General features: G+C 45.6%; 8 protein-coding genes. 1 reads left to right on the plus strand and 7 read right to left on the minus strand.

Annotation, left to right across the window (positions count from 1 at the left end; translation table 11 throughout):
- The first annotated feature begins 91 nt into the window (after positions 1-91).
- Positions 92-985, plus strand: coding sequence for an alpha/beta fold hydrolase (locus FLA_RS04585; RefSeq protein ID WP_084206527.1), 894 nt, complete (start codon positions 92-94; stop codon positions 983-985).
- On the opposite strand, the gene FLA_RS04590 is transcribed toward FLA_RS04585, so the two are convergent.
- The 7 genes from FLA_RS04590 to FLA_RS04620 all read right to left on the minus strand — a co-directional run bounded on the left by FLA_RS04590 (position 939) and on the right by FLA_RS04620 (position 12,416).
- The gene (locus FLA_RS04590) at positions 939-1,214 is read right to left on the minus strand and encodes a hypothetical protein (RefSeq protein ID WP_076382396.1); all 276 of its coding nucleotides are present in this window, start codon (positions 1,212-1,214) and stop codon (positions 939-941) included. The two genes, FLA_RS04585 and FLA_RS04590, sit on opposite strands and share 47 nt — an antisense overlap.
- 74 nt (positions 1,215-1,288) lie before the next feature.
- Complete coding sequence (mrdA, locus tag FLA_RS04595; RefSeq protein ID WP_076382395.1) at positions 1,289-3,406, minus strand: penicillin-binding protein 2; 2,118 nt, start codon at positions 3,404-3,406, stop codon at positions 1,289-1,291.
- Between the two features lie 148 nt (positions 3,407-3,554).
- Positions 3,555-4,493, minus strand: a complete 939-nt coding sequence (locus FLA_RS04600) for a hypothetical protein (protein WP_076382394.1) — start codon at positions 4,491-4,493, stop codon at positions 3,555-3,557.
- Positions 4,494-4,529: 36 nt separating this feature from the next.
- Positions 4,530-6,374, minus strand: coding sequence for a RagB/SusD family nutrient uptake outer membrane protein (locus FLA_RS04605; RefSeq protein WP_076382393.1), 1,845 nt, complete (start codon positions 6,372-6,374; stop codon positions 4,530-4,532).
- Positions 6,375-6,394: 20 nt separating this feature from the next.
- Positions 6,395-9,571, minus strand: a complete 3,177-nt coding sequence (locus FLA_RS04610; protein ID WP_076382392.1) for a SusC/RagA family TonB-linked outer membrane protein — start codon at positions 9,569-9,571, stop codon at positions 6,395-6,397.
- Between the two features lie 154 nt (positions 9,572-9,725).
- The gene (locus tag FLA_RS04615; RefSeq protein WP_076382391.1) at positions 9,726-10,358 is read right to left on the minus strand and encodes a response regulator; all 633 of its coding nucleotides are present in this window, start codon (positions 10,356-10,358) and stop codon (positions 9,726-9,728) included.
- 9 nt (positions 10,359-10,367) lie between these two features.
- The gene (locus tag FLA_RS04620) at positions 10,368-12,416 is read right to left on the minus strand and encodes a tetratricopeptide repeat-containing sensor histidine kinase (RefSeq protein WP_076382390.1); all 2,049 of its coding nucleotides are present in this window, start codon (positions 12,414-12,416) and stop codon (positions 10,368-10,370) included.
- Positions 12,417-12,781: the final 365 nt, after the last annotated feature.

Raw genomic sequence — 12,781 nt, forward strand, 5'->3', positions numbered from 1 at the left:
GCTGTTTAACCAACTTAAAATTAAGATTTTAACGTAAATGCAATGGGGTAGAGGTGGTTGTATTTGAGGTTTTTGTATTAGTTTGGTAATTATGATGTGGCGCAAGCTTTTTAAATTTTTATTGGGAGTAGGGCTGATAGGCGGCGTGCTGTTGCTGGCAGTGCTATTGGTATTTGATCGTCTGGTGCAGTTTAGGATGAACGACCAGGAGATACAGCAGTGGTTTGCCCAAAAGCATGTGCCTGTGCGCATTCAATACTTTCAAAAGCAAAACCGGGAAGTGCGGTACATTTCCACCGGCCAGGATACCAGTGCTACTGTTTTGTTCATACATGGCGCCCCCAGTTCCAGTACATATTACCGCGAATACCTGGTGGATAGTCTTTTGCTGAAGGAAGCCCGCATGTTTGCGGTAGACCGGCCGGGGTATGGTTATTCCGGACTGGCGCAGCCTTTAACATCTATACAGCAGCAGGCAGCTATTATCCGTCCCATACTGGATAGTTTACAGCAACTGCATCACCCGGTGGTGCTGGTGGCGGCTTCTTATGGCACAGCCATTGCCTGCCGTATTACGATGGATTACCCCAAACTGGTGGATGGGTTAGTATTGCTGGGGCCTGCGCTGGCGCCCTACCAGGAAAAAACATACTGGTTTACACCTATGATAGAGCATTGGCCTTTTCACTGGGCCATACCCCGCATGCTGCAAACGGCCAATGCCGAAAAAATAGCGCATCCCCACGAGCTGGAAAAGATGTTGCCTTTATGGCAGAATATTCATGTGCCGGTGAATTACCTACAGGGGGCTGAAGATCAGCTGGTATATACCACCAATGCTGCTTTTGCACGCGAAAAGCTGGTAAACGCTCCTTATCTCAATGTACAACTGATTCCTAACAGGGGGCACCTGATTGCTTTTGACGAAAAAGAGCGTATCAGCAACAGCATACTGGATATGCTGCACCGGGTAAAAGGCCGGTAATGCTATTGATTTCAGACTGGATATTTTCAGTGATGACTTCGGAAGAGGCAAGACGGGCCAGATGATTAGATAGCGCCAGGGTTTCTTTTGTTAGGTTGCGCGACAGAAGTTCTTTTTGAAGCTGCACTACAGCTTCGGGTTGTAATTCGGACGGGGTTTTAGCAAGGTATAAAAGCTCGCCGGTAAACATTTTTTGATAGTTTTCTGCTATGATATCCTGGTTTTCCACAACAGTTGGGTTTGGGGGGGGCAGGCAAAATACTAAAAAGCCCTATACGGGGCTTTTTAGTATCGGTATTCTTATCAAATGGTTCTTGTTGCCGGAACAGCCGGTTTAGGCTTTGGTTTTTGCGGTGGCAATATAGCTGGTGGCGCCTGTGTGCGTTTTTTGCTGGTATCTTTTTTAGCCGGCCTGTTGCTATCTGCCGGCATGGTGTTGGTTATGCCGGTTTCGCCTTCGGTAGGCTCTTCCATCGTTAAGGTATCGGCCATTGCTTTTTGTGCTTTCACCTGTGCTATACTGTCTTTGGTGCGGGTAAGGCGTGCCAGGCTATCCATAGCACGGCGCATACGTTCTGGTATCAGGTTTAACTTGGCAAGTGCCTCTGCTTTGTCTTTACGCTCTTTGCCGGCAATAGAATCATTCAGATACTTTTCTATCATCAGGCTGGCAATAGGGGCGGCGGAAGAAGAACCAAAACCCGCATTTTCACACATTACCGCAATGGCAATACGTGGATTGTCGCGCGGGGCAAAAGCGCCAAAAAAGGCGTGGTCTTTCTGCTTCACCCCACGCAGGTAGTTTTCTACCGTACCGGTTTTGCCACATACTACTATGCCGGGCACCTGTGCATACTGGCCGGTACCGTATTCCATAACACCCTGCATGCCGTTATGCACCGAGTTGAATACTTCTTCGGGCACATGGCTGATGCCGTGTTTTACACGATAGTTGTCCAGCAAGTGATACTGGTCGCCCCCTTCAATGCTATCAATCAGGTGTGGTGTGTAATACCAGCCTTTATTAGCGATCAGGGCCATTACGTTAGCCAGCTGTGTAATGGTGGTTTGCACCTCACCCTGCCCAATGGCGTTGGATATGATGTTACACGAAACCCATTTGGGTCCGAATATTTTCTGGTAGTAGGTAGGTGTGGGTATGTTGCCCGGTTTTTCAGAAGGAATATCTACCCCCAGCTTTTTGCCCAGGCCAAAGCTGTAGGCGTACCTGTTAAACACTTGCAGCGAGCTGTCGGCATCGCCATAACGGGATTGATCAAGAATGCGTTTAAATACGGTGGCAAAATAGGTGTTATCACTATGGGCGATGGCACCGGTAAGGTTGAAAGTACCTTTATCCAAACATTTAGGCTTGCCGGTACCGCAGCCATAGAAGGCCCCGCTGCACGAAATAGTAAAGTTCTCATCTATTACCCCTTCGGTAAGACCAATGATGCCCACTACCGTTTTAAAGGTAGAACCGGGAGAATACATACCATTTACAGCACGGTTAATCAAAGGAAGGCGCGGATCGCGATAGAGTTCGGAAAAGTGTTTGCGGCGCTGGCTACCCGTAAGCAGGTTGGGATTATAGGTAGGGCTGCTGACCATACATAATATACCACCGGTTTTAGGGTCGATAGCCACAATACTGCCCACTTTATTCCCCATTAATTTCTCACCCAGTTCCTGTAGTTCTATATCAATGCTGGAATACAGGCTTTTGCCGGCAGTAGCGGCAGTGTCGTATTCTCCGTTTTCGTATTTACCCTGTATACGGCTGCGGTTATCACGGGTGAGGTAGTTGATACCACGGGTGCCCATCAGTACTCTTTCATAGGTACGCTCCAGGCCGGTCATACCCGCATAATCACCCATCTCGTATCCCTCTTCTTTATGGCGTTTTAAAAAGTTGGTATCCACCTCGCCGGTATAACCCAGTATGTTGGCGGCGGCGGCAAAAGGATAGTCACGCACCGGACGGTCAGATAGTATAAAGCCGGGAAACTTATACATGTTCTCGTTTAGCTTGGCAAATAGTTCGGCGCTTAACAGTGGTTCAAATACGCTGGGTTTGTAGGTACTGTTTTTAATAATGGCGCCTACAATGCGTTTTTTAAACTCAGCTGTGTCAATGCCCAGTATTTTACAAAGAGCAAACGTGTCGGTGCCTTTGATTTCACCGGGAGTTACCACCAGGTCGTACATGATAGTGTTCCCTAATATAGCTTTCTCTTTCCGGTCGTAAATAAGTCCCCTGTCCGGATAAATCACTTTCCGGAAACGGGCATTGTTTTCGGCCTGCATGCGATAGCTGGACGAGAAAAACTGCAGGTGCAGTAACTGCCCAAGAATCACTACGAATACTACAATGAAAATAATCTGAACAATTCTGCTACGAGACTGATTGTAAACCGGCATTGTTTTTTGGGTGATAAGTGAGTAAGTAGTATAAAGATATCTTTTTTTCTACTACTGGTCAATTCTGGTGCCAAAGCCGGATACAAAAAGCCCTCCTGTTGCAGCAGGAGGGCGGGGTTAAAAATACTACCGGGGAATTGGTTATTTGCTATTTTTCAACTTTCACGTCTATATTAATGTATGATTCTTTGCGGGACAGGCTATCTGCTGTAAAGTTTACATTGATAGCTCCGTATTTACCAGCCGCTGTTTTAAACATAATCACAGCGCCGGTAAGATTGGTGCGTGACCCTGATGGACGGTCAGATGTGCGGAACCTGTTAGGAGAGGCGGGGTTGGTGCCCGCATTGTATGCTGCCTTAATGGCCGATAATGAGGTTAGGGTGCTGGTAAAATTGGTGGTACTGAGTTTAAAAGTGGTGGCATTCCTTGTCCAGCTGCTAAGATCGTAAGGATCAAACAGGCTAACACTGGGTGCGTAAATAGTGAATTTGGGGGGATTGGAAGAGGTGCTGTTGGAGGTGTCGTAGTAATATCCGAAGTCAATCAGGGCCGAATTGGTGGTGGCTTCGGTATAGTTATACGCCATACCCGTGCTGCTGGCGAAATAGCATTTATTGGTTTTGTTTACCGAATCGGGTACATACAGAAAACGGTACGTGTAATAATTGAAATCGGGCTTAGTGGTAACCTTAATAATTTTACCACCGTATCCTAAAAACTTACCGGCGGCGTTTCGGGCAGCAATACGGTAACTGTTATCGCCGGCTGCGCTATCGGCCATGTATTTTTTTACACCGGCAAAGTTTCTTTTATCGGCGCCTCTTACCTGCATAGTATCGAACTTCACACCGTTCTTTTGAATCTCAATAATGTCCATGTCTTCTTTATCAGAATGCACGGTAAAGTCGAAGTAAATGCTGTCTTTAGGATTTACTTCTATATTGCCGGTAAGGTATTTTGCACCGCTGTTATTGAAGTTAACTGTTATGTAATAGGTATCTACCGTATCTACTTTTTTCGAGCAGCCCACCATACCCAGGGTGATGGCGGTGAGTGCAGTGAATAATAGGATGGAATATTTCATTGTAATAATCTTTTTGGTATACAGAATGAATAGCAATTATTGTAAAGGATCGAAGGAGCCGCCTGGCCAGCCAATGGTTTGCTCAATCAGGTAACTGCTTTGCCTGAAAAAGGTGTTCAATGGATAGAAGTAGTACAGTTCGGGTATGCTGATGGCCTGTGTAGCATCCAGCGATATTTCTGAAGGCGTGAACATTTTGGTATATACAGAAAGATTATTCAGGTTGGCCGTATCTCTTGGGCGTATACCGGAAGCGTATATAGAATCCAGGTATATTTTGCCGGCAACCGGAGTTTTAGGTCTGCCTGATACATACGGATCTTTAGCATCCCACTTAATGCCATTACGGGTAGTACCTGTTAACAGGTGTAAACGCCTGGTTCTTCTTAAATCGTGATAACGTTTTCCTTCCATGGCAAATTCTACCATTCTTTCGTTCATGATCAGGTCGCGCATAGTGGTTTGGTCGGGCGCCAGTGACAGGCCATAATCCTGTGAGCCTGCACTAATGCCTGCTCTTATACGAATAAGCCTTACCATGTCTTTGGCTTCACTTAAACGGCTGGTTTCGTTGGCGCATTCAGCTACGTTCATAATCACTTCTGCCAGGCGCATTTCAATCCAGTCCATACCGCTACCACCACCGGAGTTGCTGTTGTATTGTGTTTGAGCAGCATTTATGGTAGGGTTACATATTTTACGGCAATAAAAGCCGGTAGCTGTAAGGCCCGAAGCTTCTTCCAGCACACCTGTATAGCTCCATTGTTTGCGGGAGGTGTTGCCGCTTAATGGCCAGGTGCAACCGTTATAGGCAATAGATGCGGCAAAGCGAGGGTCTCTGTTCAGCCAGAACAAGGTGGCATCGTAATCGGCAGATTTGCTGATAGGTACTCCATCTTTCATGGTATAGGCTTTTACCAGGTTTAAAGTGGGCTGGTTAGAGCCGCCACCTGCCTGTGCCGTGGTTTCTGAACGTGGACGGGTAATGTATTCTGTGTTGGTGCCGCGACCAGGACTAACCGAGGTAGCATCATATACACGTATAATAATCGATTCTTTGTTGGTAACAGATTCGTCAACAAAGATGTTGGCATAAGTAGGGTATAAGGCAAAACCTTGCGCTACGCAGGTATCGTAAGCGGCGCGGCAGGCTTTATAAGCGTTTTCCCAACGGCTGCCAATATTGGTAGGGTTAAACTGCGGGCTGGCCCAATACATCAGCACCTTGCCTTTTAAGCATAAGGCAGCTGCCTGTGTAACACGCCCTCTGTCAGCCGCCGGCCAGGTTGTAGGCAGGTAAGCTGCAGCAGAGTCCAGATCGCGTACAATAGAATCGATACAAACACTGGTTTTGGCTCGTGGCACATTTAAATCGTCTGACTCAATGGCCTGTGCGTGCATTACCAGAGGCACACCACCATATAGCCTTACCAGGTTAAAGTAAGTTTGCGCCCGCAGGAAAAAGAACTGGCCTTTCAGTTTTGTTTTTGTAGCGTCGTCCAATGTGCCGCCGTTAATGCCATCTATACCTACGTTACAACGGCGTATATCAAAATACCGGCTGGCAGTGATGCTGTTAGAGGTAGCTACATCGGTAACACTATTATCGGTTAACTGGCCATATAAAAAAGTAGTGTTGGCATTGTTGAGTTCGTCAGAGGTATAATGAATGGTTCCGGGAGCGGGCCAGCTGGGCATCATCAGGTCGTATCCTCTGTCCAGAAACTGTCCTACTGCACCGGCATCATTCCAGATACGCGAATCAATACCGTTCTGATCGGGAAGGTCAAAGAAGTTTTTCTTACAGCCTGTCAATACTGCACCACATAAAGTAGCAGCAGTAATGGTTTTTATAATTGTATTGCTCAGTTTCATTTTCATATGTTTTTATACAAGCATTCTTAAAAAGTTGCGTTAATGCCCAAAGAGATGGTACGCAGCGTTGGATAATCGGCAAAGTTGGATGTGTAAGGATCTTTATACTTGAACGGGTTAATAATCGTCCATAAGTTGGTGCCTGTTACAAAAGCACGCAGTTCCGGAATGCCCAGGCGTTCGGCCAGTGGTTTAGGCACGGCATAACTCAGCGTCATGTTGTTGATTCTGCATTGTGTGCCATTCAGCGCCCAGAAGGTAGAGTTCTCTTTTGCCAGTGGTGCATCTGCACGTGGGTATTTGGCATTCGGATTGTCCGGTGTCCAGTGGTCGTTCCAGAAAGAAGGAGCGTTCTGGGTGGTAGTAGGTACTTTTTTCGCTTCGCCATCTACAAACTTCTTACCGCCTACTGCCAGGTTAATGTTAGTGCTTAGTTTAAAGGTTTTGTAGGTAACGCCTAAAGTGATACCAAAGCCTATTACAGTAGTGGTTCTGTTAAACATGGTAGTAACATCCAGGTCGTTGATCTGACCATCACCGTTAATATCTTCAAAGTTTAAGAAACCTACCTGGGGTTTAGCACCGCCAATTTTATAGTTAGGGTTTTTGGCCAGCAGGGCATCTACCTCGGCCTGTGTACGTAATATGCCTTTAGAGATATAGCCAAAGTTGCTGCTGTTGTATTTCTGAGGGTTACGGCCCACCATCAAACCCAGTTCGTTGTTGCCATAAGTGCCTATATATAATGCGTTGTAGTAAGCCTGTTCCAGTACGCCGTTGCTGAAACCGAAGTTAACATCGGTGCTAAAGCCCCAGTCTTTATTAATTACTCCACGGTAGCCAATGCTGAATTCAGATCCCCAGGTAGTGCTGCGGCCATAGTTTACCACGGCGGTGTTAATGCCGGTAGTGGCAGGCAGCGCACCGTTTTCCAGCTTGTCAAAGCCATCGTAGTTCTGGCGTCTGTACAAGTCAATACCTATGGTAAGTCTGTTGTTTAACACAGAGGCATCTAAGCCTACGTTAATGGTGCGGGCCTTTTCCCAGGTGATATCGGGGTTAGGAGCGATGTTGGGATCCAGGCCGTTGCCGGAGGTTGTTCCCAGTAATGCACCGGTGGTTTGTGTGTAACGCGATTGCCATAAACGTGCATTCACCCTGTCTTCACCTACCAGGCCATAGTTGGCGCGCAGTTTTAAAAAGTTGATAAAGGTGATGTTATCACTAAAGAACTTCTCGTCGCTTATTTTCCAGCCGATACCTACAGAAGGAAACAGGCCCCACCTGTTACCGGGTGCAAAGTTGGAAGAGGCATCGTAACGGGCTATCACTTCCAGGTAGTATTTGCTGAACAGGGTGTAATTCATCCTGCCCAGGAATGATCTTTTAGCGCTGTTGGTGTAACTCGGGTTACGGATAACAGCAGTAGCATTGTTGAAAGCCCAGAATTCATCTACACCGGATATGATCTGCCCGTTTTTGTAAATGAACGATTCCATGGAGTTGCCTTCGCTCTGGTCCATCGCACCCATGATATCAAAGTCCTGGTTTTTGAAATGCTTGGAGTAAGCCAGTGACGCAATGATCTGGTAGCTGCTGGCAGTAAGCGTGCTGGTGCCTAACTGATCGGCGCTGGCTGCTTTGGAAGTGGGCGAGGTGGTAGGTGTATTGCTGTACAGCAGCAGGTTTTGGCCGGTGCGTACAAAGTTGTATACGGTATAGTTGGGATAGTATTCTTTGTGAAAACCGTTCCTGTTCAGTTTGCCATACTGGAACTTACCTATTAACCCTTTCAGGTATTTGGGCCGGTATTCCAATGTAGCGTTCAGGTTTAAGCCCTGGGTAGTGTTCCAGGTATAGTTGCCTGAATTCTGCATGCCCACCGGGTTGTAAGCGCCGGGAGGGTTGGGGCCGCTCCAGTTAACGGGCTTGCCGTCAATAGTCAGTGGCACCCATTTAGGAGTCAGGTACAAGGCACGGATAGAAACATCATCCGTTTCGCCATTCGCTGTTTTGTAAGTGCCGCGGTAATCTTTGGAGTAATCCATCGCCACCATTACAGTAGCGGTAATTTCATCGGTTACCTTGGCAGTCATGCCCGAACGGATGCCATACTTTTTAATAGAGATATCGCCATAGTTGCCTTTTTCATCGTAGTAGTTGCCACCGGCAAAGAAGGTAACCTTTTCCGTACCGCCCGATACATTGATGGTATGGCGGTTTAAGGTGCCTGATTTCCATATCTGATCGTACCAGCTCTGGTAAGGATTGGTTTTCAGGTAATCCAGGTCGGCCTGTGAAAAGCGGGAAGCTATCTGTGTGTTGTTCAGCTCGTAACCATCGTTGAGCATTTTAGCATGCTCATAAGCACTCATGGTTTTAGGTTTGATGGCTTCGGTAGAAGTGCCAAAGTAACCGGAATAGCTGATGCGTGTTTTACCGGGCCGGCCTTTACGGGTAGTTACCAGCACTACACCTTTAGCGCCCGAAGCACCATAAATAGCGGCAGCTGCGTCTTTTAAAAAGGTAAGGCTTTCTACCAGGCTTGCATCCAGGTTGTCAAAATCCTGTTTGGTAACGGTAATGCCATCAATCACATACAGTGGATCGGCGGTAACGCCTACGTTGGAAGCGCCGGCGAAAATGGTGGAGTTACGGATAGTAAGTGTGGTGGCTGCACCAGGTTTACCAGATGCTATGCTTACACCTACGCCGGGTAAACGGTCCCGCAGGGCCGATCCCATATTCGCTACCGGAATATCTTCCAATATATCGGCTTTAATAGAAGCTACAGCACCTAATACATCCGATTTCTTTTTGGTGCCGTAACCCACTACAATCAGATCGTTTAAAGTAGTTTCCATCGGCTGCATGGTGATAGACATATTGCTTTGATTGCTAATGTTTATCTCTGCAAACTTCATATTGATGTGCGAGATGGAAATGGTTTTTACACTATCTGGCATCGTTATTTTAAAACTGCCATTGTCTTGTGTAAGTGTTCTTACACCCGTGCCTTTTGCCTGAACTACGGCGTGTTCCAGCGCAGCGCCTTTTTCGTCAGTAACGCGGCCGGTGATGGTTTTTGATTTATATCCTTGAACTGTTTTAGTGCGAAGCGTATCTAGGGGTACCTGGGCATGCGAAACAGCAGGGTAGGCGGCGCAAATGGCCATGCCTATTACAAGCAAGCTTGTCTTCATAAGCAATCGAGAATTTTGCAATCGTTAATTAAAAGTTAAGCTAAAATAGCACGGAGAAGGGTAGCCACACAATGACATATTCCTTCAAAGTGATGGACAATTTTGCTATTCTGCTGTAACAGATCCTACAACCTGCTGCTGCGCTATAATGGTGTTATGATATCAATCCTGCCTGGATGGCTACTCTTACAAGGCCTGCGGTGTTTTTAACATTGAGTTTTTGCAATAGGCTATTCCGGTGAAATTCAATAGTAGATAAACTTAAAAAAAGCTGGTTAGCAATTTCCTGGTTAGTGTATTCTTTTACAATTAACTCCAGTACTTCTTTCTCGCGTTTGGTTAATGTGGTTTTCTGGTTTTTGTTTTTAGAACGAAGATGCTCTTCCAATAAAGCGTTTTCCAGCGAAGGCGATAAAAAGCGCTGCCCTTCATATACGCTTTCAATCGCTTTTACAATCATGCTGTCATCGGCGTTTTTGGGTAAATAGCCCATACAGCCTGCCTGCATCATTTTATTAATCTGGTAAACGGTGTCGTTATTGCTAAATACCAGCACCCGGGTTTTGGGTGCAAACTTTAGCACGGTGCAACAGGTATCGTACCCGTTGCCATCGGGTAACTTCATGTCCAGTATTAAAACATCCACTGGTGTTTTTCTGATGTTGGCTACCAGGTCGGTGGCATTAGCAAATACGGCAGTAACGGTAATGTGCTGTTGTTTCTGCAACATGTTTTTAAGACCGTTAGATACTACCGGATGGTCGTCAGTGATAATAACATTGATCATATGTATTGGTTAGTTTTTTGACAAAATCAAGTCGGCTTCTGTAATTACAAAATGCAGGTTAATGCTGGTGCCATTGTTTTTAGAGCTAACCAAATCAAACCTTCCGCCCATTTTTTTAATTCTATCCTGAATCGTGTGAATGCCCATTCCGGTTTTATTGCCGCCAGGGGTGCCCTGTATGCCTATGCCATTGTCTTCTACTGTTACACTCAGGCAATTGCCTATATAGGCCAGTTGTATTAATGCTTCACTGGCATTTGCATGTTTTAAGATATTATGTGTCAGCTCCTGTATAATTCGATAAGATGCCAGTTCCAGGCTGGGGCGGAACCGGGGAATGTCGCCCACCACTTCGTAGTTAATATCAATAGCGTCTGTGTTGCGAACGCGGTTGCAAAAAACGCGGGTAGCTACTTCCAGTCCTTCCTGCTGTAATATGTCCGGCATAAAATTGTGTGCCACCTTACGTAATTCTTCATAAGCGTTTTCCTGCATCTGCAATACCTCGGTAAAGGCTGCATCGTTTTGCAAATGATGCGCTTTAATGGCTGCACCCAGCTGCATATAAATAGTGCCCAGCAAACCGCCAATGCCATCGTGCAGCTCATTGGCAATTCTGAGACGTTCTTTTTCTTCGCCTTCAATCATGGCCTGCAACAAGGCCATTTCTTTTTCCTGTTGCATGCGCAGGGCGGCAATGCGTTGCTTGTGTATAATCTGGCGGAACAAAAGAATATGTATAAGCAGTATAGAAATAGCAACCGCAATGGTCACATACAGCCATAGCCGCTGGGTTTTAATTTTATTGTCCCGGCTGTTAATGGTCAGTTCACGCCGGGCCAGCTCTTTATCTCTTTCTGCTACTTCGTATTTTATTTCCATCTGGCTTATAGACCGTAAATTTCTTTCCTGGCTTAAACTGTCAATAACATTGGAATAGGCTTTCTGATGTTCCCACGCTGCTTTATAGTTGCCCATTGCCTGGTAAGCCATCGATAATAAATGGTGGCCGTGATACTGTCGCGAAAGCGGTTGTGTTTTAGCTATGGTTAAAGCCGGTGTGATAACGCTGATAGCCCTGGCGTATTTCTTTTGTTGTATATAGGCCTCACCCTGGTAATATAAAGCGCCAATAAGCAGGGCGGTATCCTTCGCGCCGTTCTCTTTAAAATGTTGCACTGCTTTTTGTGCGTAATACAAAGCGCTGTCTACAATCTGCTCATCTAAATAGGTACGCGATAGTTGTGCATAGGTTTGGGTAATAAAAGAAGACAGGTCTTTGGCTTCGGGCAGGGCAGCCAGCTGTAAAAAGCGCCGGTAGTAAACCCGCGCATCTTTCAGCTCGCGTTTCATATAATGTATGTTGCCTTTGCTCAACGTAATTCTGCATAGTGCAATCTTGTTATCAGATAATACTTGTTGCTCGGCCTTGTTCAGATAGGCCACGGCAGTATTAATATATTTGTCGGTGTACAAAGGCTTCTCCGTATCCTCTGCCATATTCAGCCAAAAGAAAATAATCTGGAAATAGGTTTTTGTTAAGGCGTTCACATTGTCAATATGATAATGTTCTATTGCATCCAGCGCTTTATAGTAGTAATTACCTGCCGAATCTTTCATGTCAATGAACTCATACCTGTAACCAATAGCCAGGTAGGTGTTCAACAGCCAGGTGCGCCCCTGCTTGCTGGTATCGCAATAGGGAAGCGCCTGCTTTAGTACATCAATAGATTTTGCATTCTGGTTGTGTATGTGGAAAATAACACCCATATCTGTAAGGCATGCAAATATGCCTTTGTTGTATTTGAGACGGAAACTGCTTTTCAACGCTACCCGCAGCTTGTTGATGGCGCTATCTAAATAGTCGTCTTCTAATGTGCGTGCTTCTTTAATAGCCTGTTTAATGGCATTGGTGTCGGTGTATAAGGTTTCGTTAGATAACTGGGTAATGTATTCCGGATGCTTCTGGGCTAATGCCACCGGGGCGTTGGATAACAGCAATACAATAACGATGAGTGTAAATACTCCAGATACACTTAAATGAAATCTATCCCACATATGCAGTTGTATATGCTATAAAGTTAAGTGATGCTTATATCGTAAATGATAGGAGAGAGGTAATATATTTTAAGGGGATATATAAAAACCGATGTTTACCCTAGTGTTTATAAAGAATCATAAACTTAATTTTGGATGTGTAGGATGGAAATGTACACTGCTTTTGAGATATTGACTGAAACTGACTTTCAGCGTTTGCCCTGCTAGCTATAACAGACGCTATGTTTATTTTGATTATGAGAAAAACAATGTAATGAAACAAACGAATTCTTCTAGCTAACAAATACCATGTAACAACATAAGGGTTACTGTGTAAAGTGCATTACGTATGGGCCAGGCCTTGCTATACCTGCTTGTGTCTGTAC

The sequence above is a fragment of the Filimonas lacunae genome (genome assembly GCF_002355595.1).
Taxonomy (GTDB): domain Bacteria; phylum Bacteroidota; class Bacteroidia; order Chitinophagales; family Chitinophagaceae; genus Filimonas; species Filimonas lacunae.